Source organism: Halalkalibacter oceani (genome assembly GCF_023715705.1).
Lineage (GTDB): Bacteria > Bacillota > Bacilli > Bacillales > Bacillaceae_D > Halalkalibacter > Halalkalibacter oceani_A.
This window is the reverse complement of record NZ_JAMBOS010000009.1, coordinates 111,782-138,530: the sequence shown is the minus strand read 5'-3', so window position 1 is coordinate 138,530 and position 26,749 is coordinate 111,782. Positions and strand designations below refer to the sequence as shown.

25 protein-coding genes are annotated in these 26,749 nt (G+C 43.1%); 1 reads left to right on the top strand and 24 read right to left on the bottom strand.

Annotation, left to right across the window (positions count from 1 at the left end; genetic code table 11):
• Positions 1-205 precede the first annotated feature (205 nt).
• The 23 genes from M3212_RS11175 to dctP (M3212_RS11065) form a co-directional block, all read right to left on the bottom strand.
• Positions 206-1,015, bottom strand: a complete 810-nt coding sequence (locus M3212_RS11175; RefSeq protein WP_251194050.1) for a sugar phosphate isomerase/epimerase family protein — start codon at positions 1,013-1,015, stop codon at positions 206-208.
• 50 nt (positions 1,016-1,065) lie between these two features.
• On the bottom strand, positions 1,066-2,487 hold the full coding sequence (locus M3212_RS11170) for an aldehyde dehydrogenase family protein (RefSeq protein ID WP_251194049.1): 1,422 nt from the start codon (positions 2,485-2,487) through the stop codon (positions 1,066-1,068).
• 21 nt (positions 2,488-2,508) lie between these two features.
• Positions 2,509-3,564 (bottom strand): zinc-dependent alcohol dehydrogenase, encoded by a 1,056-nt coding sequence (locus M3212_RS11165; RefSeq protein ID WP_251194048.1) that lies wholly within the window; start codon positions 3,562-3,564, stop codon positions 2,509-2,511.
• Between the two features lie 26 nt (positions 3,565-3,590).
• Positions 3,591-5,381: a thiamine pyrophosphate-binding protein gene (locus tag M3212_RS11160; protein WP_251194047.1), complete on the bottom strand. Its 1,791-nt coding sequence runs from the start codon at positions 5,379-5,381 to the stop codon at positions 3,591-3,593.
• Positions 5,382-5,410: 29 nt separating this feature from the next.
• Entirely contained in the window at positions 5,411-6,190 is a 780-nt protein-coding gene (locus M3212_RS11155; protein WP_251194046.1) for an IclR family transcriptional regulator, read from the bottom strand.
• A gap of 263 nt (positions 6,191-6,453) precedes the next feature.
• Entirely contained in the window at positions 6,454-7,290 is an 837-nt protein-coding gene (locus tag M3212_RS11150; RefSeq protein WP_251194045.1) for a sugar phosphate isomerase/epimerase family protein, read from the bottom strand.
• A gap of 61 nt (positions 7,291-7,351) precedes the next feature.
• Positions 7,352-8,779, bottom strand: a complete 1,428-nt coding sequence (locus M3212_RS11145; RefSeq protein ID WP_251194044.1) for an NAD-dependent succinate-semialdehyde dehydrogenase — start codon at positions 8,777-8,779, stop codon at positions 7,352-7,354.
• Between the two features lie 91 nt (positions 8,780-8,870).
• Positions 8,871-10,682, bottom strand: coding sequence for a thiamine pyrophosphate-binding protein (locus M3212_RS11140; protein ID WP_251194043.1), 1,812 nt, complete (start codon positions 10,680-10,682; stop codon positions 8,871-8,873).
• A 422-nt stretch (positions 10,683-11,104) separates the two neighbouring features.
• Complete coding sequence (locus M3212_RS11135; protein ID WP_251194042.1) at positions 11,105-11,884, bottom strand: IclR family transcriptional regulator; 780 nt, start codon at positions 11,882-11,884, stop codon at positions 11,105-11,107.
• Between the two features lie 1,102 nt (positions 11,885-12,986).
• Entirely contained in the window at positions 12,987-13,100 is a 114-nt protein-coding gene (locus tag M3212_RS11130) for a DUF2397 domain-containing protein (protein ID WP_251194059.1), read from the bottom strand.
• 935 nt (positions 13,101-14,035) lie between these two features.
• Complete coding sequence (locus M3212_RS11125; RefSeq protein ID WP_251194041.1) at positions 14,036-14,818, bottom strand: enoyl-CoA hydratase/isomerase family protein; 783 nt, start codon at positions 14,816-14,818, stop codon at positions 14,036-14,038.
• A gap of 26 nt (positions 14,819-14,844) precedes the next feature.
• Positions 14,845-15,630 carry an SDR family NAD(P)-dependent oxidoreductase gene (locus tag M3212_RS11120; protein WP_251194040.1) on the bottom strand — a complete coding sequence of 262 codons (786 nt, stop codon included), beginning with the start codon at positions 15,628-15,630 and terminating at the stop codon, positions 14,845-14,847.
• 14 nt (positions 15,631-15,644) lie between these two features.
• On the bottom strand, positions 15,645-16,592 hold the full coding sequence (locus M3212_RS11115; protein WP_251194039.1) for a dihydrodipicolinate synthase family protein: 948 nt from the start codon (positions 16,590-16,592) through the stop codon (positions 15,645-15,647).
• The gene (locus M3212_RS11110) at positions 16,589-18,169 is read right to left on the bottom strand and encodes an acyl CoA:acetate/3-ketoacid CoA transferase (protein ID WP_251194038.1); all 1,581 of its coding nucleotides are present in this window, start codon (positions 18,167-18,169) and stop codon (positions 16,589-16,591) included. Before M3212_RS11110 ends, M3212_RS11115 begins: the two co-directional genes overlap by 4 nt.
• A gap of 24 nt (positions 18,170-18,193) precedes the next feature.
• Positions 18,194-19,309 (bottom strand): glycoside hydrolase family 88 protein, encoded by a 1,116-nt coding sequence (locus M3212_RS11105; RefSeq protein ID WP_251194037.1) that lies wholly within the window; start codon positions 19,307-19,309, stop codon positions 18,194-18,196.
• 13 nt (positions 19,310-19,322) lie between these two features.
• On the bottom strand, positions 19,323-20,084 hold the full coding sequence (locus M3212_RS11100; protein WP_251194036.1) for an SDR family NAD(P)-dependent oxidoreductase: 762 nt from the start codon (positions 20,082-20,084) through the stop codon (positions 19,323-19,325).
• 3 nt (positions 20,085-20,087) lie between these two features.
• On the bottom strand, positions 20,088-20,513 hold the full coding sequence (locus M3212_RS11095; protein WP_251194035.1) for a MaoC/PaaZ C-terminal domain-containing protein: 426 nt from the start codon (positions 20,511-20,513) through the stop codon (positions 20,088-20,090).
• Positions 20,510-21,517, bottom strand: a complete 1,008-nt coding sequence (locus M3212_RS11090; RefSeq protein WP_251194034.1) for a Gfo/Idh/MocA family protein — start codon at positions 21,515-21,517, stop codon at positions 20,510-20,512. The genes M3212_RS11095 and M3212_RS11090 overlap by 4 nt, the downstream gene beginning before the upstream one ends.
• 30 nt (positions 21,518-21,547) lie before the next feature.
• Complete coding sequence (locus M3212_RS11085) at positions 21,548-22,291, bottom strand: SDR family NAD(P)-dependent oxidoreductase (RefSeq protein WP_251194033.1); 744 nt, start codon at positions 22,289-22,291, stop codon at positions 21,548-21,550.
• Positions 22,292-22,330: 39 nt separating this feature from the next.
• Entirely contained in the window at positions 22,331-23,665 is a 1,335-nt protein-coding gene (locus M3212_RS11080) for a TRAP transporter large permease (protein WP_251194032.1), read from the bottom strand.
• On the bottom strand, positions 23,665-24,228 hold the full coding sequence (locus tag M3212_RS11075) for a TRAP transporter small permease (RefSeq protein WP_251194031.1): 564 nt from the start codon (positions 24,226-24,228) through the stop codon (positions 23,665-23,667). The genes M3212_RS11080 and M3212_RS11075 overlap by 1 nt, the downstream gene beginning before the upstream one ends.
• Before the next feature lie 106 nt (positions 24,229-24,334).
• Positions 24,335-24,871: a TRAP transporter substrate-binding protein DctP gene (gene dctP, locus M3212_RS11070; RefSeq protein WP_251194030.1), complete on the bottom strand. Its 537-nt coding sequence runs from the start codon at positions 24,869-24,871 to the stop codon at positions 24,335-24,337.
• A complete protein-coding gene (gene dctP / locus M3212_RS11065) occupies positions 24,855-25,382 on the bottom strand; it encodes a TRAP transporter substrate-binding protein DctP (RefSeq protein WP_251194029.1) in 528 nt (175 codons plus the stop codon). Before dctP (M3212_RS11065) ends, dctP (M3212_RS11070) begins: the two co-directional genes overlap by 17 nt.
• A 344-nt stretch (positions 25,383-25,726) precedes the next feature.
• Here dctP (M3212_RS11065) and M3212_RS11060 point away from each other — a divergent pair, with 344 nt between their 5' ends.
• Positions 25,727-26,248, top strand: coding sequence for a D-glycero-alpha-D-manno-heptose-1,7-bisphosphate 7-phosphatase (locus tag M3212_RS11060; RefSeq protein WP_251194028.1), 522 nt, complete (start codon positions 25,727-25,729; stop codon positions 26,246-26,248).
• A 9-nt stretch (positions 26,249-26,257) separates the two neighbouring features.
• On the opposite strand, the gene M3212_RS11055 is transcribed toward M3212_RS11060, so the two are convergent.
• Positions 26,258-26,701, bottom strand: a complete 444-nt coding sequence (locus M3212_RS11055; protein WP_251194027.1) for a hypothetical protein — start codon at positions 26,699-26,701, stop codon at positions 26,258-26,260.
• Positions 26,702-26,749 lie beyond the last annotated feature (48 nt).

Here is a 26,749-nt window from a genome sequence, read left to right as displayed (position 1 = left end):
ATTTACTTACCTGCTGTCCTTTTTTCACTTGACTTGGATGATTAAAAAACTGAATGTTCAGACTTATTAGAGTGACTAAAAAACAGTGATTTGACATCAATAGAATTTATTTATGCAATGCTACTGACGAAATTTAATTTAATTTTAGCCAATGCATCTATTTTTTCAGATGCATTGGCATTTAGCATTTCTTGTTCTTATTAAATTAAAACACCCATTTATGTTCTTCTTTTAATTTGTTGATACTCGTTGTTATGCCTTCCTCAGCTTCAGGATGAATGATTTCTAATATACAATATCGATCATATTTAATCTCCTGAAGTGCTTGGAAAATGCTACTAAAATCAACATCTCCCTCACCAATCACATTATGCTGCCATCGTTTTTTAGTCGTATCTGATAGGTGAATAATTTTAATCTCATTTCCTAGTCTCCTGATTCCCTCTGCTGGATCTTCTACCATATATGCATTTGATACATCATAAATTGCTTTAAAATGATTACTTTTAATCTCATTTAATGCTGTTTGTATCTCTTCAGCTCTTTGGAAAAACATATTCGGTATGTTTTCAATTAACATGCATACATTTTTCTGTTCAGCATATTCCACAAGCTCTACGATATGTGGTTTAGCCTTCCCCCAGGCCCACTCAAATTGCGGGGGTAAAAGAGGGTGTAATCTCCCCGGTGGCATTACTACATATGGAACTCCCCATTCTGCAGAGATATCAATCAAATATTTATATTGATCAACAGTAAATTCACGCATTTCATTAAAAGGACTTGCCAGATTAATATCCTGTCCAGGTAGATTTAGAGCAACTAAGTTGATGTTATACGCTTTACTGTTTTTTAAAATTTCCTCCCTTTTTGCAGAATCAATGCTTCTAAAATCAAATTGTGGTGGTGAAGTCAATATTTCAACATTCCGAATTCCCAGTTTATTGATTTGTTTAAAGGCTTCATTAACATCACATTTCCATAAATAAGGGTAAGTATTAATTCCGATCTCCATTCTTCACATCCTTTTTAGTTTTCTGACTTTTAAATTACCTTTTTGTTCAATTAATATAAATTCATATGAATGATTTTGGTGTCTGTCATACTTTCAATTGCATATTTAGGACCTTCTCTACCGATGCCACTATTTTTAACGCCGCCATAAGGCATTGCATCAAAACGAGTATTCGATGTTTCGTTAATATTTACGCCTCCAGCTTCTATTTCTTGAGCGACTTTCATTGCTTCATTAATGTCCGTTGTAAAAACGCCTGCCTGTAAGCCGTATTCTGAATCATTAACAAGTCTAATAGCTTCATCTAAATCTTTATAAGGAACAAGGCTAAGTACTGGCCCAAATATTTCATTGCAAACAACCTTCATATTTTGAGAGGCATTTTTGATTAACGTCGGGTAGAAAATGGATCCTTCAACCTTATTGCCAGTCATAACTTCAGCACCAGAATGTACCGCTTCTTGAATCCAATCTTTAATTTGTTCAATTTTGTCATCATTGATCACTGGACCCACATCTGTTTCTGGATTCATAGGATCTCCTACCTTTAAATTGTTAATTAATAATTTCAATTCATCGGCTAGATTATCTATGATGGATGCATGTGCATAGATTCTTTGTAAGGATACACAAACTTGCCCAGCTTTCCTAAAGGAAGCTTTCGTAATAATTGGAGCTGCGAATTTAATGTCTGCATTAGGTGTCACAATAGTCGCAGAATTATTACCAAGCTCAAGTGAAACATTTCTTAAACCTGATTTCGTTTTTATAATTTCTCCAACTCTTGTACTTCCTGTAAATGTGTAAAAATTAATGTCTTTATTTTCTAATAGATACGTTCCTGTCTCAACCTCACCAAATACGACGTTGACATGTTTTGGAGGCATTCCGGCTTCTATCATAATATCCAAAACTGCTAATGCAGACTGAGGTGTAATTGATGCTGGCTTTAGGACAACCGTATTTCCCGCTGCGATAGCAGGAGCTAGCTTGTGAATCACATTACTAAAGGGTGCATTAAACGGAGTGATAGCACAAACTACACCCTTAGGAATTTTTTGAGTAAAAGCTACTCTTTTTTCCATTCCTGGATTAGCTTTTACTGGTAATACTTCCCCTGTGATCCGTTTAGCTTCTTCAGCCGATATGACCAAAGTATGAATCGCCCTTTCGATCTCGCCCATTGCATCTTTAAATGTCATACCTGCTTCAGAAACCATTATTTTAGCGATTTGTTTTTTTCTTCCTTTTGTTATTTCTGCTGCTTTTAGTAAAATTTCATATCTCTTAAATGGAGGTAATTTGTCAATTTTGTATTGTTTTTTAGCTGCATCAACAGCCTCTTTAACTTCCTTTTCACCAGCAAAATAAACATATGAAACTGTTTCTCTACTATATTTGTCTATTACTGGTTCTTTATGTTCAGATTTTTTAAACTCTCCATTTATGAATAACAGTTGTTCATCAGACATTTTTTTGCACACCTTCCTTGATTACATTTTGTGCGGCTCTATGACTACCTTCAAACTTTCGCGTGTAATTAACAGTTCAATAGCCTCAGCAAACTCTGATATTGTTTTTCGATGGGTGACAATTAATTTAAGTTCTTCTATCGATCGCCCCATTAATTCCATCGTGATTGGCCAAGTTGCCAAGTTATAAGCGCGGCAACCAATAATTGATTTTTCGGCAAACACGAGTTTGGTCGTTTCGATATCTGTTGATGAGGAGGCTATTCCAGTAAGCGCGACACTACCCGTTGGTTTGACAATGTCTATTGATAATTTAATAGAAGAATTAGTTCCGGCAGCTTCGAATACGACATCAGCATATGGCATTCCGATATGCTGCTTCATTGCCGCAAACACATCTTGTGTTTCTATATTTATAGAGATAGCTCCAAGTGATTCCGCAATTTTCAGTCTACCTTTATCTACGTTAAGACCTAATACCATAACCTTTTGGTACCCTGCAGCACGACAAGCTATTACTTGTAACAGCCCTACTGTACCAGCACCAACAATGACTGCTGTGTTATTTTTGTCATTCTCTACACGTTTCAGAGCATGAACAGCCACCGACATCGGTTCAGCCAAACTACCTAAGTATATGGGTAAATGATCTGGTAATCTAAACACGTTTTGTTCTCTTACTTTTACATATTGAGTTAACCCACCATTGGCATGACAACCAAGAATTGGTCTATGCTGACAAATATTTTGACTGCCATTTTTGCAAAATTGGCATTTCCCACAAGAGATGTGTGGATTCACCGCAACTTTATCGCCAACTTTAAAATTTATTACTTTTTTTCCTACCTTTTTAACTACCCCAGCAAATTCATGCCCAGGTATTAACGGAAAGGATGGATTATATTCTTTGGCGACGGTTTCAGTCCATTTATAAATTGATAAATCTGTACCGCATACACCGACAGATTTAATTTCAATTAGAACTTCATGATCACTTGGCTCGTTCGGAATAGGCAAGTTTATTAACTCAAAATTACCGTACCCAGGTTGGGTTTTTGCAACTGCTTTCATACTCATATAATTTTCACCCATTCTGTGGTTAATTATTTACTAGGATCAAAATTTGGTTCTGGATGTTTGAAAGGTGGTAATACCCAAGTACCCGTTCCTGGTGGCTTGATTTCACGATTTACTTCTACTTCGATTAGATATGGTTGATTGAGTTCGATGGCTTTTTCAATTGTGCTGGAGATGTCATTTGAATTTGTCACTTTTTCTGCGCCAACTCCAAACGATTGCGCGAGTGAAACAAAGTCTGGATTGTAAAGTTCCCCCGTCTCTTGTTCCACAAAACCTGTTACCAGTTCCCTTCCTCCAAAGTAACCATATTGTAAATCACGAATCGAACCATATGCATAGTTATTCCAAATAACCCAAACAACAGGAATGTTATATTCTTTTGCTGTCGCAAGAATATGAGGATGCATCATGAATGAACCATCTCCAACTACAGCTACACATGGATCATCTGGTGAAGCTAGCTTAGCCCCTAAAATTCCACATGTTGATAGTCCCATACTTGCAAAGCCCCAAGATTGTAATAATTTTTGTGGTTTGTATGCCTTCCAATATTGAACTACCCAGTTATGGTGCACACCAACATCCACACCCAATATTCCATTTTCAGGTAATGCCTTTCTTACTTCATGGACGAGACGCGCTGGGTGTACTGGAGTTTCAGTTTTCCGAAATTCCTTTTCAATATGAGATTCCCAGATTGATTTCCATTCTTCAACCTCACTTATCCATTCGTTAAAGTTTGGCTTTGCCGAGGCAAACTCTGTTTTAGCTGCTTTTAAAAGTTGAAGAGCTACCGTTTTTGCATCTCCAATGACTCCCAATTCAACAGGATAGTTTTTGCCAATCTCTTTAGGGTTGATATCTATATGAACAATTTTTGTTTTTTGTGTATCATACGTATACCCATCCAACCAAGCACTTGTTGAACGATCGTCAAAGCTTGAACCAAATGCAATTAATAAGTCACAATTTTTGCCTGCTTCATTAGCAACAAACGTACCATTTCTTCCCGAAGCTCCTAAAGCCAGCCTATGTCTTTCATCAATAATTCCTTTACCTTGTGGTGTCGTATGAATCGGAATATTTAAAAATTCACAGAGTTCAGTAATTTCTTCTGATGCTTCAGATAATATAGCCCCGTTACCAGCTGCAATTAAAGGCTTATTCGAATTTTTGATAAGCTCAATGATCTGTGCAACTAAACCTTGGTCAATGCCTGATCTTTCAATGATGCTTTTTCTAAATTTTTCTGGATTTGGCTGTTCTACCTCATCCTCTTCTACAAAAACATTTAATGGTACATCCAAATGAACAGGGCCAGGAGTACCAGTAACCATTTCTTTAAACGCCTGGCGAACGGCTAATGGTACCATTTCTGTTCTTGTTGGTTGATAGCTTCTTTTCACATAGGGTCTAACAACCGAAGGGAAATCTCCCTGAAAATACTTCCCTGATTCTTGAAAAGGATCTCGGTTAAATTGTTGAGTAGGAACATTACCAGTAATCGCCATAAATGCAGAAGAATCCATAATCGCACCAGCTAAGGCAACAGGTAGGTTCGCCGAACCAGGACCACATGATGTAAAGGTTGCAATTGGTTCGTGTTTAATTCGATAATATGCATCTGCAATAAAACCAGCTGCACTTTCATGTCTAACAGAAATAGTTTTAATTTTATCTTTCTTTTTCTCTAAACCGTCAATAAGACCTACATTACCATGTCCACAAAGACCAACTACATAGGGGACCCCTTCTTCAATTAAATAATCGACAATAATGTCTGCTCCATTTTTTTTCGCTTTCTTATTATCCATTCTTTTTCACCCTATCCTTTAATAAGAATTTATTTAATCATCATATTAGGTACAAAACCTAATCTTTTTGAAACTTGTTGAGCGGACTCTCTTAATAATGAGATTAACTTACTTTCATTAGAGAGAACACGCTCCACAGGACCTGACACGCATATTGCGCCAACGACTTTTGCAGTAAAATTATAAACCGGCATTGCAAAGCAACCTAAACCGATTTCAAGTTCTTCCAGGTCCGCTGCAAATCCTTTTCTTCTGACCTCCTCAATTTCGCTTAAATAGCTTTCAGGTGTAACTAAGGTTTTTTTGGTATATTGCTTCATTCCTTGTTCATTTAGGACCTTCAATATAAATTCATTAGAATAACCTGAAAATATCGCTTTACCGAGACCAGTACAATGTACAGGTCTTCTTGAGCCTAATTGACTCGGTGTTAAAATCGCTTGTGTTCCTTCTGCTTTATACAAATAAACAATTTCACCTTCACTGTGTACACCTAAGAAAGAGGTTTCCCCAGTTTTTTCTGATAAATCTCGCAAATAAGGTATGGATGCATCTACAATATTTGTATTTAGTAATGCGCTTACGCCAATATCAATAGCTTTTAAACCTGGTACATATCTTTCGGTATCTCGATCAAGGTCAACATATCCATAGTTTAATAATTTCTCTAATAACCGAAATACAGTGCTTTTGGGTATCTTGGTCATTTCAGTTATTTCGGCTAAACTCACCCCATTTGGACTGTGAGAAATAATTTCTATTAAACGTAAAGTTCGGTCCACGCTTGAGCTAGTATCTTTGATTGTCATCAATTCTTCACCTCCTTAAATAAACGAAACAACATTTCAAAAAAATATAAATAATTGATAAAAATGAAATGACGTTCCGTTTTTATGTTAAATAATAAAATGTTAATTGTCAATGTTTTTTTAATTTATAATAATCAGAATTTATTAATTTTTAAATAATATAAATGAAGAGCCTGGACATAAGGGCATTTCCCCCTTTTGTCCAAGCTTGGTGCAGTAAGTGCGCTGCAATGTTCAACCATTCGAAGCGTATCACACTCACACTACTCTATATAATCTTTCATGATTTCTATGCTTTCTTTAGCTACCTGACTAATGTCACTTGAATAATTACCAAAATAATTTGCTTCATATTCGATTGAAACATAATCGTCATACCCTACTTCTTTTAATACTTTTACAAATTCAGGTATGTTCACTTCACCTTTTCCAACAGGTGGAAATTCGTAATTATCAGTTTCTCCTGTTCCATCTTTAAAATGCACATGTACAATATCCTCACCAAATTCACGGATTAACTGAGGGATATCATCCTTAACTAAAATCAAATGACTCGGATCAAAATTTACATAGAGTGTTCCTTTCGTCATTTTACTTCTAAGTTCTTTTAGCTTTTCACCACTGTTTATAAACATTCCGACGACTGCTTCAAAAGCATATTTAACCCCTACTTCCTCAGCATATTCCACTATTTCGTCAATTACTTCTATCAGAATATCCCAGCATTCTTCGTCCGACATATTTTCTGGTTTAAACCCTGATAGTCCATGTACTACATCTGTACCCAATAGCTTTGCATGAGAAATAAGCGTTTTTGAGTGAGAAATAACTTGACTTCTTTTTACGGGGTCCTTTTCAATCAATTCTAGATGAGCACTGATTGCCGAAACTTCTAATTGATTTTTTTCTAACAATGACCTCAGTTCTTTTATTTCTTTTTCGGTCATATTTGAACGAATATGAATATCCTTCTCATCTTCAATCCATGGTAATTTTTCACCATTAATTTCAATCGCATCATAGCCATACTCTGTTAATTTTTTGATTACTTCTTCTAATGGTATATCATACATTGAACCACTATGGAATGCATATTTCATAGTAAAATACCTCCTTCATTTATACTGAGATTTAAGTGAGACAATCTCTATCATCCCTTTATTAAATTTGCATCGAAATATATTTTGTTTCTAAGAAATCATCAAGACCTTGATGGCCTCCTTCTCTACCCACACCTGATTCCTTCATGCCACCAAATGGCGCTTGAGGAACAGCTGGTAATGCATCATTCAAGCCAATAACGCCGTAATCTAATTTTTCTTGTACTCGAATGGATCGACTAAAGTCTTGTGTATAATAATAGGCAGCCAAGCCATATTTAACATTGTTAGCTCTTTGAATCACTTCTTCTTCTGTTTCAAATGTAATCACTGGTGCAATCGGCCCGAATGTTTCTTCATGTGTAATTTTCATGTCATCCTTGACATTGGAAAGAATCGTCGGCTCATAGAAACTACCTTGACTTCCCGTTTGATTGCCTCCAATAATAACCTTTGCCCCTTTACTTACGGCGTCTTCCACTTGTTCGATCTGTTTTTTCACCGCTGCGCCATCAATAAGTGGACCAATTTGAACCCCCTCTTCCAAGCCATTTCCAACCTTTAATTTTTGAACTTTCTCAATAAATTTCTGTTCAAATTCTTTTTGAATTGATTTTTGGACATATACACGGTTTGCACAAACGCATGTTTGTCCAGCATTTCTAAATTTACTTTGCATCACACCTTCAATCGCTTTATCTAAATCCGCGTCTTCAAAAACGATAAAAGGGGAGTGTCCACCAAGTTCCATTGAAACTCTTTTCATTTGATTTGCCGCTTCTCTGGTCAGCATCTTTCCTACTTCAGTAGAACCAGTAAATGTAATTTTTCGGACTTTTTCATTTGAGAACATTTCATTACTAATGGTTGAAGATTTATCAGTTGTAATTAAGTTGACGACACCTTTCGGAAGCCCTACTTCATCAAAGATTTTAAATAATGCTACTGCATTTAGTGGCGTTTGTTTGGCTGGTTTTACAATAACCGGGCATCCTGCTGCTAAAGCTGGGGCCACTTTACGTGTTACCATAGTTTGCGGAAAATTCCAGGGCGTAATCGCCACCACAACTCCGACAGGTTGTTTAATGACTTTGATTCTTTTATTTTTAGCTGACGCTGGAATCGTCTCACCATACACTCTTCGCGCTTCTTCTGCAAACCAGCGGAAAAAGTCAGCCGCTCCATTTACCTCAGCTTTCGCCTCATGTAAAGGCTTCCCTTGTTCTTTGGTCATTAGTTCTGCCAATTCATCTTGGCGTTCTTTCATTTTGTCATAACATTTCATCAAATAATCAGCTCTCTCAAGCGCTGTAAGTCCAGCCCACTCTTCAAACGCAGCATCAGCTGCTTCAATCGCTTTCTTCATATCTTCTTCTCTACCATCTGCCACCTCGCCCACGACTTCATGCGTTGCAGGATTGTAAGAGGGATAATACTTCCCGTTTGCTGGTTCTACCCACTCACCGTTAATATATAAATTTTCAGACATAGACCTTGCCCTCCTTTATATTTATGATTCTGTTGTAGCTATGTTTTCAAAGGAAATCAGCTACAACAGAATCTAGTAAACTTATTTACATTTAAAGTAAATTCTCTCCTTTTTTCTCTTCTTCATATTTCTTTCTGCGGTCTTCTAAATACGTTGGAACCGGTACATCCCACCAGCCAGTTGCACTAACACCCGAATGCGGATATTCTCTGAATACTTCAATCTCCAAGAGGGCTGGACCATTTTGTTTAAATGCACGATCTAAGGCTTTCTTCACTTCTTCTGGTCTTCTGATTTTTTCTGCATACACACCAAATCCTTTAGCAATTTGTGTGAAATCAGGTGAATAAAGCTCATCAGTGTTGTCTTTCTTAAATTCTGTTGCTATGACACGGTCTGCTCCGTATACATCTGTTTGCAAATCCCGAATACAGACCCAACCTGAATTGTTTAACACAATCGCGACGACTGGAATATTATATTGAACTGCAGTCGCCAATTCTTGTAACGTCATGGAAAAATCGCCATCTCCGACAACAACCGCTACTTGCTTATCAGGGGCTGCTAATTTCGCACCTAATGCAGCTGGAAGTGCAAATCCCATTGTTGAAAAACCAGCTGTCGTTACATTTGTCCCTGGAGCTAAGAAAGGAAACTCTTGAAGCAATTGTGCCTGACTATGACCAGAAGATGTGGCAACAATAGCATCTCGATCTAAATACTCTCGTAATTCCTTGAAGAAACGAGAATGGGTAACTGGCACACGTGTATCATGTTGTAGCTTAAGCATTTTAGTAAACCATGTGGCTTTTTTCTCTTGAATCTCGTTAAAGTAAGCCGACTTCTCCCAATCTACCTGTAAATTATTTTCTGCAATGTATTGAATCATTGAACTCATAACTAGTTTTGCATCACCAACAATCCCTAATTCAACAGGATAGTTTTTACCAATTTCATGTGGATCAATATCAACATGAATCAATTTCGTTTCCGGCATATTATATGTGACGCCTTTTTTATAAGAAGATGTGGATTCATCGGCAAATCGACACCCTATGGCAATAATCACATCTGCATCTCTAGCAATACTGTTTCCACAATCAGTTCCCTTTGCGCCAGCAATCCAGCCATATAAAGGATGATCCTCTTCAATCGCACTCTTACCACTAAATGTGGTGATAACAGCGGCACCTGTATATTCCGCTAATTGCTTTAGCTCTTTATATGCACTTGATCCATGAATTCCTCCTCCTGCTAGAATCATAGGTCGTTTTGCTTCAAGGAGTAACTTTACGGCTTTTTCAATTCCAGGGATGATGTTCACCTGATCCTGTACGGTATGCCGTCTTTGCTTAGGGTCATAGTCTTCCATTTCAATGGAATCTGCTTGAATATCCATCGGTAAATTCAGAAGTGTTGGTCCTCTTCTTCCTGACATCATTTCATTAAAAGCCATATTCATAATACGAGGAACTTGGTCGACACGTGTGGCTTGCCACGTTTTTTTCGTAATTGGCTCAAAAATGCGTGTGGAATTTGCCCAATTGTATTTTTGGATTTCCTGTAAAACACCACGACCAAACATATGAGTGTGTGTCTCTCCTATCACTGAAAAAACCGGAACAGAATCTGTAAAGCTTGTAGCTAAACCTGTCGCTAAATTGATAGCGCCCGGTCCAATTGAAGCATAGGTTGCTAAAGGTTTTTTCTTAATACGATAATAGCCATCTGCCATATGTACTGCACTTTGCTCATGGCGTACCATAATGTTTTTAATTTTATTTTGACGCTCATTTAATGTATCGACAAATCCTAAAATCCCATGTCCTGGGATGCCGATAATATAAGGCACTTCTTCTTTGATCAAGTGATCAACTATAATTTCGCTTCCTGTTTTTCTCATTAGATTATCCTCTCTTTTTTATTTTATATTATAAAAACTAATTATGTTTTATTTAAGTCAAAAAAATTAACTTAAAACAAAACTTTTATTCGATTTGTAAACTTCGCATAAAATTGAATGTGTTTTTATAATATAAACAATTACTTTTGATTATACAAGAGATTTTAAAAATTTCAAGAACTTGATGCAGATTTTTTAAAATTCATTTAATTATCGGAGCATTCACTTTTGCACTAATAAATGTAGTGATTAGAGTCTTTTTATTGTACAAAAGAAAAATACCTCTTTAAATCGGCCTTTATACTTTCTACAGAATGTCAATCTCATTTTACGCAAAGAAAAAGTCCTTTATAATGGATAGATCACCCACTATAAAGGACATCCTTTAAACTTATTGAACAATGGCATTGAAGCGCCATTCGCTAACTTTTTTCATAACCAACTCTAGCAGATATTTTATCCGCTGTTCTCGTAACATTTTCAATCAATCTTTCTTTTTCAAATGGAGAGAATCTGATTGAAGGCACTGATATACTAATAGATGCTATAATTTTATTATCATAATTATAAATCGGAGCACCTATGCAATAAACATCATCTTGATGTTCCATCATGTCTTGAGAATACCCTCTTTTCTTACTTTTTTCAATTTCTTCTTTAATCGCATCTATATTTGTAAGTGTATGGTCAGTGTACGATACAATATCTATTTCATTCAGTAAAGATGTTAATTCTTGATCCGACATTTGAAATAAAAGCGCTCTACCTGTTGCCGTACAATACAAAGGTCCTTTATTACCTGGATAGACCGTATCAACACGAACTGAGTATTTTGAATCCAACCGAGCGATTGGCACCATATGGTCACCTTGACAAATACTTAGATGAATTGTTTCAGGAATTTCCTCATGTAATTCCTCCAATAAGGGTAAAGCCGTACTTTTAATCTCAATATTTTCAACGTATATATTTTTTAGTGATAATATTTTTACCCCTAAAAAATACCTTTTTGTTTCTGGGTCTTGATGAATATAATCACGCGTTTTAAGCGTGCCAATTAAATTATAAGTTGTACTTACTTGTAAATCTAGCCTCTTCGCTATTTCACTAATGGATAGCCCATGCTTTTCCTTTGATACTTCTTCTATTATATCTAATATTCGATCAACTGATTGGATTCTAACCTTTTGTTTTTCAGCCACCCGTAACATCCCTTTCGCAATAAAAATATTTTTATTGCATAATATAAAAACGATTTCATTTAAATTATACATATATCAAAATAAGATTTCAAGAGATTGTTGTGTTAACTTCATCAATCGGCTTTAATTTTTGCTCATTTATTATAAGACAAAAAATCTATGAAAAATTCTAAATAATACCTTATACACGAGAAAAAGATTTCCAAATTACACTTCCAAGAAGATATAACCAATAATTAACATCGATAATAAAATTCAACTGATTCTTTCGCTGGAAAGATAAATAAGGATTGTAAAGACTATTATACCTTGCTCAGTAACCCGGCTTTTGTAAAAGCAATAAACATATTAACATTATTAGTAGAAGGAAGATCGACCAAGCCCTAAGATCAGTTAGAATTTGTATTCTTTTCCTTATTTGAATCAGTTTAGTATGTTGGGACAAAAAGAGCGTATTTAAAAAGTGGAGTTGATGAGGCACTGTGAAGACTTTTATGAGGGGGCAAAAGAACTAGATGTATATGAAAATGCCAGCTGACTTGATGGCAGGAAAAGGGAAAGTACCATCACTATTTATATTAGGAAAAACAATGTGAAAGTGAGTTAGATCTTACACGTGTTGATTTTGTGCTGCTACCCCAACATATGGGGAAGTAGCAACGCTTGATAGACAAGTTCCTAAAATCTAAAACCAAACACCACCAACTTAGCGAGGACTATTTTAGGAGCGATAGTTTTACACTCTCTTTAATTGTTCGATTGATTTATAAAGCTATTTCCATTACCCTTTCATATTATGAGATTTGGGGCAATATAAAAAAAGCTTCATTGGACTTCAAAACCTAATAGCAAGCTTCTGATATCATCCCTACGCAGCAGGTGAAAAAGTAAGTAGTAATTTGCTTACCTTTTCTGTTTGGGGGGAGAATAGAGTTCCTCAACCTTCAATCTGTATTTTCGCTTCGTCAATAAGTAAAGTAATCCGATGTATTCTGGGTGATTTCTTTGAAATAGGTTAAAGTCTGGAGACTGTCAGTGCTATCTTGAACTTCCTTCTGAATGATTTTAATAATGTCATAAAACCGTTCAGATTGAGTCTTTTCTAATAATCTGGAAACTCACTCGCTATTTCTTCTAACCGGACGAGCATTCGTTCGAATTCTATCGTGTAAGGAGTTGCCTGAAAGTAGAACCGCTTCTGTTTAAATTCTTCGATTGTTTTTACTTTCTCATTTTCCTGAGATAGGCAATCAGATATTCACAGCGGATATGAGAATACCAGATACCCTTGCAGCTCTTCCATTTGCGAAAGTCTTCATATTTTCACAGATGGGAAGGCTTAAAAAATTCCCAAAATTATGTTCCTAGTAAAAGAAACGTAAAGCCGCACGGTATTTTTGATGTTTTATGTGTCGATAAGTAAGTAGCTTCGACCACTCTTCTAAGCATTTGCTTACCCATAGCCCCCAATTTTTCGTTACGATAATTACCGCATAGAACAAGAGTGCAAACAAATACTTAAATTTCCACTTTACTAACTACTCATTGGTTTTTAATAATATGCTGAAAAAGCGCGAAAAAAGAATCTTTTAAAATGTGCGTCATGTCGCTCCTGCTTATCTTAGATATATATCAGGAAAGTAATAAAGCTGTTCAATTACACAGATCAGATGATACATAGACACCAGAAAACAAGGGGTCACGAGAAGTGCAAACAGTGACGATGAAGCTCACGGGCAAATAAGAATTCTAACGCAATAGATAAGACCCATACAGATCTTAAATAGGTCTTCAAAGCATTTTCAGAAGGGGCTACCAGTTACTTTCATGGAACGAGGGTAAATGACTGATTCAAGTAAATGAGACAACCGATCCTTACACAACCAAGAATTACGTAAGTGGAAAAGAGCTTACCCATTCCGTAGTAGATTATTCGGAGACAAATTATCTTTCCGCTCCTGACTAACGGGGAGTGATTGAGATTTACGATTTCGGCGATCATCCCGAAACCTTCATCGGCTGGCAGCAAGACAGCACTATTTTTGAAATTGATGGAAGTACTGATAATCCAATCGAAGCACTACTAATAGCAGTAATAGTGCTTCGTAATCGTAAAAGGGGGCAACCTTTTGGCCCCCCCTAAACAACGACTTACTCGAACCTCGGCTCTCTTTTTTCAAAGAACGCTTGAACACCTTCCTCACAATCCCGCGTTTTAAAAACCCGATCACTCAGTTCCAGCGTCAACTCCGTACTCTCGGAAACGGACAATCTTTTTGATCGCTTTACTCCTTGTTTAATCGCTTTTAATGATTCCTTCGGCTTTTGCGCGAGCCTTTCTGCAAGACGAAGCGCGTAATCAAAAACGTCGTCGTCAGGAACCACTTCATTGACGAGTCCGATGCGGTAAGCCTCCTTGGCGTTGATTAAATCGCCGAAATACATCAGCTCCAGGGCCTTTGCTTCGCCGACGACTTGCGGAAGACGGAATAATCCGCCACTCCCCGGAAAGACGCCTAAATTGACCTCTGGAAAGCCGATGTGACTCGTTTCGGCGATAATCCGGATGTCGCATGCTAACGCAATTTCACCTCCGCCGCCGCAGGCGACACCGTTGATCGCGGCGATAACCGGTTTTGGGAGCGCTTCAATTGCGTTGAATGCTTCATTTTCTTTTCTCAGCTTTTTTTCGATAACATCATCCCGTACGCTTGGAAATTCGTTAATATCCGATCCGGCGCAAAATGCTTTTTCACCGGCTCCCGTGATAATGACGACCCTCACCTCATCATCCTCTTCAATTTCTTGCAAAATCGAACGAAGCTGCTTTGTCGCTTCGAGCGTTGTCACATTCAATGGCGGATTGTTCAGCGTCAGCACGGCTACTTTATTTGTTTTTTTTTCAAATTGAATCAGTTCACTTGCTACGGTCATTTCTTTTCCCCTTTCCTGAACCAAATTTATAGCATAAAGGCCCCTCCGCTAATATGAATGCACTCTCCTGTTACATAGTCCGCTTCACGGGAAGCGAGGAAGGCAATCGCTTCGGCGACATCCTCCGGCGTACCGGCGCGTGCCAGCGGCACTTCGCCAATCCGCTGCCGCTTTGGTTCCCCGACCTTCATTCCTTTCAGCTCTGCCCACTCCCGGTCGCATCTCTCCCATAACGCTGTATCAACAATCCCGGGTGCAACCGCATTAACACGAATTCCCGTATCCGCAAGAGCGAGAGCGAATGATTTCGTTAAACTGATGATCGCCGCTTTCGAGGCCCCATAATGGGCGTAGAGCGGATGGCCGTTCCTGCCCATAACCGAAGCAACGTTTATAATGACGCCGCCAGCCTCGTTCTCTTTCATTGCCCCTGCTGCCACCTGCATCCCGAAGAAGCTCCCTCGCGCATTGATGTCAAGCATCCGGTCCCAATCATCTTCCGTAATTGTTAAAATATCCTTTACTTGCTGGATGCCAGCATTATTAACCATAACAGTTAACGGTGCGGCAAACTGCTCCCGGGCAATTGCCGGAATTTCGCTGATTGCCTCCTTGTCGCGCACATCTACCGTTAACGGAAAGGCCTTCCCTTGCCGCTTTTCAATTAGCCTCACCGTCTCTTCGGCGTCAGCTTCATATTGGTCAGTGACAAGCACGGCCGCTCCTTCCGAGGCAAATTTGAGCGCCGCCGCGCGCCCGATTCCTTTTCCTGCTCCTGTAATCGCCACGACTTGCTGTGCAAATCTGTTCATCGCCTTCACCTGCTTTAGCGGAGATTTTCCGAGCCTGGTAACCGCGCTTCAATCAGCGCCTTTCTGATCCGTTCCCTTTCTTCAGCGGAGATGCGTTGAAGCGGCGGGCGGACATGCGCTTCGTCAATCCGGCCGAGCATCGCGATCGCTTCCTTCATCCGGTTATGCATATCAATAAATGGCTCGGCATAGAAAACCTGAACGAGCGGATACAGACGGGCGGCGTGCTCTCTTGCTAGCTCGAGGTCAGCCTTTTGCACGGCGTCGAACAAAGCGGCCTGAATTTCGGCAATCATGCTGCCGTGCCCGGATAAAATGCCGTCCGCACCGATGCAAAGGGAAGGAAGCAACGCCTTGCTGAAGCTCGTCAAAACAGATATATGCTTCGGCAGGGCCTTCAGCTCGCGATAGTTGCGCTCATAGACGCTAATGTCATTGGACCATTCTTTGATCGCCACCACTTGATCAATGTCACGGCAAATCCGGACAACGGTTTCGGTCGGCAAATGCAGTCCCGACGTGACCGGATACACAAAGGCGATCATTGGCAACGATGTCGCTTCGGCGATTGCTTCATAATGACGATAAGCCATTTCAGGTCTGAGCTGCGCGCCCAGGTCAAGCACAGCGGACGGAAAGATTAATAAGCAATCTGCCCCTTCCCGCTCAGCCATTTTCGCCAGCTCGGCGGCCTGCTTCGTCCCATCGGCATAAATTCCGCAAATGACCGGAATTTCCTTGTCTGCCTCTTCGACGGTGATCGCCAGGCTGCGCTGCTGCTCCTCTTGCGTTAATGTCGCGATTTCAGCGGCATGACCATTTGTTGTGATCGCGCTAACTCCGGGCGTCTCAATCAATGCACGGAGATGGCGGCGGTAATTTCTTTCATCAATGTCCAAATCGCTTGTAAACGGCAATAAATTAGCGGGGATGACTCCTGACAGCTTTAGATCTTTTTTCATCTTGCATACCTCCTTGATTGTTTCCCTGCAAATCGCTCCGCTTCATCTAGTCCGATTTTTTCCGGGGAAAAAATGCGTTTATCCATATAAGTAAGTTCCTCTGCAATATGCGGCCGATACTCCATTTGCTGCAAAATATCGCGCTCCAGCTCAACTCCCGGCGCAATCTCGATTAACGTTACCCCTTTATCTGTCAAAGTGAAGACGGCGCGCTCTGTCACATAATAAACTTCCTGCCCTTTTTTCAGCGCTTCACGGCCATTAAAGGTGAGATGCGCGAGTTCCCTGACAAATTTTTTATGCCGGCCCTCGTGGATGATGCAGATCGCCTGATTCTCAATCGCGACATGTAATTGCCCTGCTGTAAACGAGCCGCAGAAGACAATTTTTTTCGTCGCATGGACGATATCGATGAAGCCGCCGAGATTATATTTGCCATTAACCTTGCTGACATTAATGCTGCCATCCGAGGCTATCTGGGCCATTCCGAGGCAGGTCATATCGAGCCGGCCGGCATCATAAAAATCAAAAATTGCATGAGCATCCATAACCGCCATCATATTAACGCCGGCGCCAAACGCTTCTTTATTGTTCGGAATTCCGCCGACCGGGCCGTGCTCGACGTTGAAAATCACCTGCTCGGCAATGCCTTCTTCAGCGGCGATTTGCGGCACGCCGGCACTAACACCGAAACCGAAGTTGACAAGCGCCCCAGGCTCAAGCTCCATTGCTGCCCGGCGCGCAATCACTTTTTTGTAATCGAGCGGTGCCGGAGCAAGCTGTTTGACAGGGAGGCGAATATCGCCGGTCCAGGCCGGATTGTATGGCATATTCTTCATTTGCTCAGGAACGAGAACAACATAATCGACAAAGATTGCCGGGACCGTCACTGTCTTCGGATGAATGCTGCCGCGTTCGGCGAGCTGAGAGACCTGGGCAATGACGATGCCGCCATTGTTTTTCGCCGCCATTGCCTGGTGGAGGATTCCGATGGAATTAGGCTCATGCTCCAGCGACAGATTGCCATCTTCATCGGCCGTTGTCGCCCGGATGATCGCGACATCGGAAGGCAGCGCTTTGCAAAATAAAAATTCCTGGCCGTCGATCACCTGAACGGTCGCCAGCTCCTCCGTCGTTCGTGGCGTTAATTTGTTTTGCGCCATGCGCGGATCCACCATCGTATGCAGGCCTACCGCTGTCAGAATGCCGGGCTGATGGGCGGCGGCGGCCCGGACCATATTGTAAAGCGCCCCGTATGGCACTAAATAAGCTTCTACCTCGTTTTCAGCAATTAATGTGTTTAATCGATCTACCTTCAGCGTATAATAGCTTCCGGCATACATTCGTTTCACCATTCCTTTGTGGGCAAAGCGGTCAATTCCCGTGCCGCTGCGCTGTGCTCCGGGAATGACATTGTACACGAGCGTCAACTGATCAGGCTGCTCTGTTTCCAAATAACGTTGCTCAAGCTGTTGCAAAACCTCATCCGGCAGCAGCATTTCTCCATTTCCGGAGACGCTTATCGTCTGTCCGGACTGAATCAAAGCCGCTGCTTCTTTGGCAGACAGGACTTCCATTCTCTCATCCCCTTTTTTTGCCAGTTAATAGAAAAGCGCCAATCGCTCGTGATCGTTTTTATAAATCAAGCGGTATAACGCCTCAACGAAATAATAATCACCGTACATCGTCGACTCGCCGACCCCTGAGCGGCGCGGCTGATCAACGGTCGCTCTTTCAATCAAGCCATAGCAATCAGACCGGGGCGAAAAGCAATGGTCAATCAGCGCCTGAACAAGAAGCTCGCCGCGCTTATGCCAGCGCGCCTCCTGCTCCGCCGGTGATTGGTCGGCAAGCAGGAGCATCCCGGCTGCGGCAATGCTCGCCGCCGAAGAATCAATCGGCGCATCCGGCTCATTTCTAAAATAAAAATCCCAGCGCGGCAAAGTCGTTCCGTCGTCAAGATGGTCCCAGAAGTAGTCAGCGAGCCTGGCGGAGCAGTCAAGATAGCGCTTCTCCCCCGTATAGCGATACATATTGGCGAATCCATACAGTGCCCAGGCCTGCCCGCGGGACCAGCAAGTTTCGGCGGAAAAGCCTTGATGCGTCCCTTGTTCAACAACAGCAAAGGACTCGGTGTCCCAGCGCACTGTATGATAGGTGGAAGCATCCGCACGCACATGATAGCGGATGATGTTGTCGGCAACCTGTATGGCGGTTTGCGCCAGTTTTTCGTTCCCTGTGTCTTGACTTGCCCAGACCATGAGCGGTAAATTCATGATCGTATCAACGATGGCGACACCTTCATAGCCCGGCTCATCCCAAGCCAAAATCAATCCTGCTCGCTCCTCGTAAAGATCGCTCATATTATAGGCACCGGCAATCGCCAGCTCTTTCAGCTGGCCGTCACCTGTCAGACGCTCGCCCATTACGCAGCTCGGGCCGAAAAGAAAGCCCATATCATGCGTCTTGTTGTCAGCCGTCCGCGCTTTCAACCGCCGTGCCCAAGCTGCCGCCTGCTGAAGCGCCGCCTGCTGATCGGTCTCATAGAGTGATTTGATCCATTGCAATCCCGTCCAAAAACCGCCGGTCCAATGACCGTAGCGGAATGTCAGCCATTTTCCGTCCTTCGTAATATGAGGAAAATCGCTCACTTTCTTTTCGATCTCCGTCACTTTCTCCAGGCTTTTCATTAAGACATCTGCTAGATTATTCGTCATCCCTCATCCGCCCTTAGTCCATTAAGGTGCCGCCATTGACTTCGATCATTTCGCCAGTCATGTAATCGGCTGCCTCAGAAGCGAGAAACAGCACCGCACCGACACATTCCTCAGGTGTCCCCTCACGGCCGAGCGGGATTTGCATCTGCATCTTCGCCCGCATCTCTTCTGGCGTGTAGCGATCATGGAACGGCGTCGCGATAATTCCCGGAGCAATCCCGTTTACGAGAATATTTGCGGAAGCGAGTTCCTTCGCCAGCCCCTTTGTAAACGTGCTTACCGCCCCTTTTGAAGAGGCGTAAGCGATCGAACCGCCACCGCCGCCATTTCTCGCAGCCTGTGAGGAGAGATTAATAATCTTGCCCCCTCCCTGCTGTTTCAAAAGTGGAATCGCCTGCTTCGAGCATAAAAAGACCGATTTCGCATTAACTTCAAAGACGCGGTCCCACAGCTCTTCCTCCATTTCCTCAATCGCGGTTCGCTTTAACAGACCGCCGGCATTATTGATTAAAAGATTCAGCTTGCCATAGGTGTCAACCGTTTGCGCAAATAAGGCTTCCACTTCTTCCTTGCGTGATACATCAGCCTGGACCGCGATGGCGCGTCCTCCTTTTCTTTCAATCTCGGAAACAACCTCTTCCGCCTTCTCTTTGCTGCTGTTATAATTGACGACAACTTGGGCGCCAGCTTCGGCAAGTCCTTTCGCAATCGCCGCCCCAATTCCTGTGCTCGCTCCGGTTACGATCGCGACCTGCCCGTTCAATTCAATCTTCATACTTTAGTCCTCCCTGTCGATGAATTTTAAAATATGTGTTGCGACGGTACAAAGCTCGTCATCCTGATTGCGGACTTCAATCGACGCCTTTGTCTTTTGCCCGCCTTCGTCCACTTCGGTAATCGTATATGACACGGTTATCGTATCGCCGATAAAAATCGGCTGAATAAAGCGGATCCGGTCATAGCCGTATGAGACAGCAGGCAAGCCGGTTTTTTCAACCATTAATGTTGAAGTCGTCGAGGCAAAGCCGACCGAAAGCACGCCATGAGCGATTCTTTTCTTATAAGCTGTTTTGCTCATGTACTGCTCATTGACGTGATTCGGACTTAAATCCCCGGTAATCCCGGCGAACAAATACACATCGGTCTCGCCGATCGTTTTGCTGAATTGAACCGAATCGCCCACTTTAATTGGCAGCTGCTTCATTGCTTCACCCCCTCTCCTTCTTCCGCAAGTGAAATCACCCGCTTTTGATCTAGCGACTGCTTGACAGCATCAAGCACTCTCATCAGCGTAACGATTTCTCTTCCGGAAGCAATCGGCTCACGCCCATCAATGATCGCTTCGCAAAACTCCGCCATTTGCCGCTCGAAATTGACGCCGCCATCAAGATAGGAGCCGTACGGCTCTGTCACCATTAGCTCATCAGCGATCCATAAATCTTTTTCATCCTTAATTCGCATCGTCCCATTTGTGCCGACGATGATTCGCTCATTATAAGGTGGCGCGCAATGAAAGGAGAGATGAACCGTTGCTGTTTTTCCTGAAGGAAATGTCAACACAATCGTCGCCTGACTTGTGCCGGCAAGCTGGTCGCTGAAGCTTCCGCCAACCGCATAGACCGTTTCCGGTGCTTCCTCAAGAAGATACAATGTCGTATCGAGCGGATGAGGGGCGTTTAACTCAACAATGAGATGCTTCATTTCGTTCCACCATTCCGTCAGTACCCGGTCAAACGACACACCTAAATAATGAGTTGTGTCGATCACTTCACCGATTTGTTTCTGTTTCAGCGAAGCTTTGGCGGCGCGTGCCGCCTTAAAAAAGCGCCGGCATTGCGCGATCATCAGCGTAACATGGTGCTTGTCGGCCGCTTCAACCATTTTTTCAGCCTCTTCAACGCTCATCGCCATCGGCTTCTCGACAAGGATTTGCTTGCCGGCCTGCGCCGCGGCGATCGCCTGCTCCGCATGCACTTCATTTGGTGTGCAAAGAATAACACCGTCAATTTCAGGATTATTTAATAGCTCCTCATATTCGGTATAGATGGACGGAATGCCGTACTCTTTCGCTGCTTTTTCAGCCCGGCTGCGGTTTCTGCTCATGACAGCGACAAGCTCAGCCTTTTCCTTCGCCTGCAAGATGCTGCGAATATGAGCCGTTGATATTCTGCCGATTCCGACTACAGCAAGCTTTACTTTCTTCGTCAATCGAATCATCTCCTTCGCCTCAATTTGGCATTATTCCATTAAAATCCCGCCATCGACATTCAGGCTTTCGCCGTACACATAGCTCGCTTTATCCGAACAGAGAAACAGAACGGCATTCGCAATCTCTTCCGGCTTCGCAAACCGCCCAAGCGGAATAGCGGCTGCGACACTTTCCCGTAATTCCTCGTTCAGCTGATGATGCATCGACGTATCAGCCGGGCCCGGACAAATGCTGTTTATCCGGATTCCCGACCCGGCCATCTCTCTTGCGATTGATTTCACCATCGCCAGCACGCCGCCTTTTGACGCACCGTAGGCGGCGGTGCCGATTCTTCCACCGCCGCGCTTCGCCGTGTCCGAAGCAATCGCGACGATGCTGCCGGTCTTTTGCGGCAGCATCAGCTCATATGATTTCTGCACGCAAAGAAATGTGCCGCTTAAATTGATCCGTATAACCTCCTCCCATTCAGCCAACGTCAGCTCAAGCAGCTTCGTTTTATTAATCACGCCGGCACACGTCACGCAATGATCAAGCCTGCCGAACTGCTGGCCGATATCGTCAAACAGCGCTTCAACGCTCTCCTCATTCCTGACATCAACCTGATAGGCGCTTGCCCGCCCGCCGTATTCCCTGAACACCGCAGCGACAGCTTCCGCCTGTTGCAAATCGCGATCAGCAAGACAGACGGTCACTCCTTCCTTGAAAAAAGCTTCCGAAACAGCACGGCCTATCCCGCTTGCTGCCCCGGTGACTAAAGCAACTCGTTGATTCATCTCGATCAGCTCTTTTCGCTCATATTTTTTTGTTTTCCGTTATGGACAAATATAGCCGCCTTCCGGTCCGACAAAGCAGCCGACTGATTCCGGCATAAAGACCTTCGGCAAATACAGCACCGTATCAGGGAAAAAGACGACGATCGTCAAGGTGATAATAAACACTCCATACATCGGCAAGCATTGCAGCAAAGCGTCTTTAAAGCGGACCTTTGACAACCCGGACGCCAAAAGCAAAGCGAGGCCGTACGGTGGTGTAATTAAACCGAAGGCAAGCGTGATAATGACGATAACCCCCATATGAACCGGGTTGATATTGCCAAGTTCGACAAGGGAAATGACAATCGGCATAAAAATAATGATCGCCGGAACCGCATCGACAAATTGGCCGACAACAATAAACATCAGGATGACAAGAAACATAATCAAAATTGGATTGGTGCCGGCAAAGCGCTCGATATAGCCGGAAACGACTTCGGGCGCTTTTAAGTAAGCAATCATCCAGCCGAACGCCGAGGCTGCCGCGACGCAGATTAACGGCACCGAATAGAGGACGCCGGCATTCATAAAATCTTTATGAAGATGGCGCAAATGGCTCTTTTTTAGGACGGGAATCGCGACGCAGATCGTGTAGACGACGGCAATCATCCCGGCTTCTGTCGGCGTAAACCAGCCGCTCAAAATTCCGCCCATAATAATAAACGGAATCATCAGCGGAAGCGCCGCCCTCTTTGCTGACTGGCTGATTTCCACAAAGGTCGAGCGCTGTTTGCGAATCGGCGGCGCCTGAAAGAAGAAACAATACACCATAAAGCCGCCGGCGATTAAGATGCCGGGAATAATTCCTCCAAGAAAAATGCCGATAATCGAAACTCCGCCGCTCGCCCCGTAAATGATCGCCATAATGCTCGGCGGCACGATATTGGCCAATGTCGCCGTTGCGGCGATCAACGCCGCGGTAAAGGCCGGATGATAGCCTTCATTTTTCATCTGCGGAGCGAGGATTCTCGTCGCCGCAGCCACATCAGCGGTTGAGGAACCAGACATCCCCGCGAAAAACAGACTGAAAACGGTGTTTACTTGGGCCAGCCCGCTGCGAATATGACCGACCAGGCTGTTGGCCAGGCGGATAATCCGCTCGGTAATATTCGTTGAGGCCATCAGCTCGCCGGCAAGCAGGAAAAATGGAACCGCCATCAGCGGGACGGAGTTAATCCCGTTAAACAGCTGACCGACCATTGAAGGAAGGCTGATCTCTGTGAACAAGGTGGCAACGAGCACGCTGGCAATAATCGCAAAGGCAACAGGCACGCCAATTACGCCAAAAAAGAGAAACAGAAAGCTCATTAATCCGATTATCATTCCAGCTGACATTATCCGGTCATCTCCTCTTCATCCGACTTGTTTTCCTCAAACATCGAGTGCGTATGAAATCCTTTTTTCCACCCATTAATGAGCTGCTCAATCGTAAAGAGGGAGATCAGCACCCCGGAAATGGGAAGAATGACGGTCAAGACAGCGATCGGGGTCATTGAAGGCATCAAATAGCTTTGAAAGCCGTGCAGAAAATTGATGTAGCCGAAATACAATAACGACAGAGCAACACCGAGTACGACAAGACGGTTAAATGTTTCCAGCAGTACGCGGCTTGCTCCTCGCAAATTTTCAGTTGTATTGGCAAGAATGACATGCTCATTACGGCGTACGGCAACCGAAGCGCCTAGAAAGATTCCGTAGACGAAGAAGCCCAATGTTACCTCTTGGAGCCAGAGCCACGGATGACCTATCGAGCGGGTAACGACGTCTAGAAAGACACCTAATGTAAAGCCCGCTATCGCCACTCCGCAAAGAATCATCAAAATCCGCTCCAGCACATCAAATGCTTTCCATTTCAAGTTGCGGTCTTGTTGAGAAACAATCGTTTCCTTTTGACTCATTCCAGACACCTCACTTTTGTAGAACGGGTCTGCTCCAAAGACGGAATGGCTGTTGAAGCAGACCTTGCTCAAATTGCTGGCGATCCGTTACCGAAAACGAGTTTGCTTAGCGCAACGCACGAACGAGCTGTAAAATTTTCTCGGCATGCGGTCCCATTTCCGCCGCTAATTGATCCTGAATCGGTTCGGCCGCTTCCATAAAGCCCGACTTGTCTACCTCCTTCACCACTTTCACTCCAAGCTCTTCCAGTTCGGCCAACGACTCCGCTTCCAGCTCCAATGCCTTCTTCGGCTGGTTTTTGCCGACTTCATCAGCGGCAGCCTGAACCCATTCCCTTTCTTCTTCCGTTAAGCTTTCCATCACTTTGTCGCTCGCCCAGACGACGGAATTGTTGGCGGCATGCTGAGTAATCGAGAGGATCGGGGCAACCTCATAATGCTTGTTTTCCAAATAAACATTAATGCCGTTTTCAGCGATATCCATTACTCCGGTCTGGAGTGACGTGTAGACTTCGCCAAATGCCATATGAACGGTTTGCGCTCCATAGGCCGGCATATGCACGTCCTCGGTTCTTGTGGCTTGTACGCGAATTTTTTTGCCATTGAGATCGTCGACGCTCTGAATTTCATCCTTGGAATACAATATTGCGCAAACCTAGCGTCATCGGCGACAATACTTGTGCTCCGGTTACCGACTCACTGAACATATCCTTCAATGCCTGCGTGACTTCCGGATCAGCCAAGGCGCGGGCGAGGTGGTCTTCATCCTCAAAAATATAATGCAAGGAAAAAACGGCTGACTGCTCCGCTACAGTTGTCGCATTCGCAGTAGAACTGATAATAAAGTCAATATCTCCGGAACGAACCTTTTGCAGCATTTCAGGCTCTGAGCCAAGCTGAGCTCCCGGATAATGGGCAATCGTCATCTTGCCGCCGCTTAATTCTTCAAGCTTCTCACGAAAAATTTCTCCGGCGATTCCGTAACCGGTGGACTGCGGCTGGTCGTAGCCGAATGAAAATGTTCGCACTTCTCCATTATTTGCGGCCTCCCCGCCGGCATCAGGCGCCGGTGCATCCGGAGTTTGTGCAGGATCGCTTGACGTTCCGCCACCGCAGGCAGCAAGCATCATGATAACGCTTACAAATAAAATCACCGTAAGACCTCTTTTTTTCCCATATTATCTCCTCCTTACCTGTTATCGTCTTGCGAAGTCAGTCGTTTTCCCCACCTCCTTTCAGTGATAAAGGGCGATCTTAAGAAAACGTTTACATTTTTTTCGACAAATTCTTTGAATTAAAAGCGGTTAAATTGGAGAAATCAGCTAAATTACGCATAATATAAGAAAACGTTTACAATTAAATCCTCGCTTATTCACGTTTATTCTAGCGGCTCAGAATCGATCAGTCAATATAATTCTGAATATTTTTATTATTTAAAATCTCTTTTCCGTATGAAAATCAGCAATTTTGCTTATGATTAATCTTGAAAGGAGGCATTATGAGACAAGCTGTTTTTTTAGACCGGGATGGGGTAATAAATGAAGTGTTATCGAAACGAGTGAGATTCGTCAATCGTCCATCGCATTTTTTCTTGTTAGATGGTGTCGGTGAAGCGATACATCTTCTCAACCGGGCGAACTGGCCGGTATTTGTCGTAACAAACCAGGGCGGCGTCGGCCTTGGCTACATGAGTGAAGCTTCCCTCCAGGAGGTTCATCAGGAGATGATCAGGCAGTTGGCTGCTTACGAGGCCAGAATCACGGCGATTGCCTATTGTGCCCACGCTCCCCATGCAGGCTGCGCCTGCCGCAAACCAGGCTCGAAAATGCTTGAAGATTTAGCCGTGAGATATGATGTTGATCTTGCAGCAAGCGTGATGGTCGGCGACCGGCAGGCTGATATTGAAGCGGGCAAAAAAGCGGGATGTACGACGATTGGTATTGGACAAAACGTGACCGGCGCCGATGCTCATTTCCCAAGCCTGCGTGCCGCCGTACCATGGATTCTCTCCAATACTTGAGGCGGCGGCTCAGCCCTTTGCCAGACGCTTCTGCTCCCTCCGTAACTCCTCCAGTTTATGTTTTATTTCCTGCACACTCATTTGATTGTTAGTCGTCAGCTCTTCATGAAGGACCATTAAATAATAGTCGATCTCCTGATAAATCTCCCGGGCTGTCCGTTTTCTTTTTTGCTCCAGCCTCTTCCTCGTTTTCAACGTAAATTGAATCGAGAAATCAAGTACTTGCAGCACAGGGAAACTAATGATTTGGGCCCGCAGAAGCTCAAGGTAATGTTTATGACGACGGAATGTTAATAAATTCCGCTCCTCTGAATTATAAATGTGCAAAATCATCGTCCCTTTATGAAACCCCCAAAATATTTGAAATTGCTGGTTCAAACAAGCCTGGACAATTCCTTTTAACTCCTTACGCGTTATAGCGAGTGATAAGTCTTCATGAACAAGTTTTTTCATACAGTTCACCAACTTTCACAAGTGATCGCCTGCCAGAAAGCGTTTTCA

Excerpts from the sequence above, each read along its gene's own strand:
- M3212_RS11125 (WP_251194041.1), bottom strand. The coding sequence starts at position 14,818 with ATGACCGTAGCAAGTGAACTGATTCAATTTGAAAAAAAAACAAATAAA.
- M3212_RS11110 (WP_251194038.1), bottom strand. The coding sequence starts at position 18,169 with ATGGAAGTCCTGTCTGCCAAAGAAGCAGCGGCTTTGATTCAGTCCGGA.
- M3212_RS11120 (WP_251194040.1), bottom strand. The coding sequence starts at position 15,630 with ATGAACAGATTTGCACAGCAAGTCGTGGCGATTACAGGAGCAGGAAAA.
- M3212_RS11055 (WP_251194027.1), bottom strand. The coding sequence starts at position 26,701 with ATGAAAAAACTTGTTCATGAAGACTTATCACTCGCTATAACGCGTAAG.
- M3212_RS11060 (WP_251194028.1), top strand. The coding sequence starts at position 25,727 with ATGAGACAAGCTGTTTTTTTAGACCGGGATGGGGTAATAAATGAAGTG.
- M3212_RS11075 (WP_251194031.1), bottom strand. The coding sequence starts at position 24,228 with ATGAGTCAAAAGGAAACGATTGTTTCTCAACAAGACCGCAACTTGAAA.
- M3212_RS11160 (WP_251194047.1), bottom strand. The coding sequence starts at position 5,381 with ATGGATAATAAGAAAGCGAAAAAAAATGGAGCAGACATTATTGTCGAT.
- M3212_RS11155 (WP_251194046.1), bottom strand. The coding sequence starts at position 6,190 with ATGACAATCAAAGATACTAGCTCAAGCGTGGACCGAACTTTACGTTTA.
- M3212_RS11100 (WP_251194036.1), bottom strand. The coding sequence starts at position 20,084 with ATGAAGATTGAATTGAACGGGCAGGTCGCGATCGTAACCGGAGCGAGC.
- M3212_RS11085 (WP_251194033.1), bottom strand. The coding sequence starts at position 22,291 with ATGAATCAACGAGTTGCTTTAGTCACCGGGGCAGCAAGCGGGATAGGC.
- M3212_RS11080 (WP_251194032.1), bottom strand. The coding sequence starts at position 23,665 with ATGTCAGCTGGAATGATAATCGGATTAATGAGCTTTCTGTTTCTCTTT.
- M3212_RS11115 (WP_251194039.1), bottom strand. The coding sequence starts at position 16,592 with ATGAAAAAAGATCTAAAGCTGTCAGGAGTCATCCCCGCTAATTTATTG.
- M3212_RS11095 (WP_251194035.1), bottom strand. The coding sequence starts at position 20,513 with ATGAAGCAGCTGCCAATTAAAGTGGGCGATTCGGTTCAATTCAGCAAA.
- M3212_RS11165 (WP_251194048.1), bottom strand. The coding sequence starts at position 3,564 with ATGAGTATGAAAGCAGTTGCAAAAACCCAACCTGGGTACGGTAATTTT.
- M3212_RS11170 (WP_251194049.1), bottom strand. The coding sequence starts at position 2,487 with ATGTCTGATGAACAACTGTTATTCATAAATGGAGAGTTTAAAAAATCT.
- M3212_RS11145 (WP_251194044.1), bottom strand. The coding sequence starts at position 8,779 with ATGTCTGAAAATTTATATATTAACGGTGAGTGGGTAGAACCAGCAAAC.
- M3212_RS11140 (WP_251194043.1), bottom strand. The coding sequence starts at position 10,682 with ATGAGAAAAACAGGAAGCGAAATTATAGTTGATCACTTGATCAAAGAA.
- M3212_RS11105 (WP_251194037.1), bottom strand. The coding sequence starts at position 19,309 with ATGACGAATAATCTAGCAGATGTCTTAATGAAAAGCCTGGAGAAAGTG.
- M3212_RS11150 (WP_251194045.1), bottom strand. The coding sequence starts at position 7,290 with ATGAAATATGCATTCCATAGTGGTTCAATGTATGATATACCATTAGAA.
- M3212_RS11175 (WP_251194050.1), bottom strand. The coding sequence starts at position 1,015 with ATGGAGATCGGAATTAATACTTACCCTTATTTATGGAAATGTGATGTT.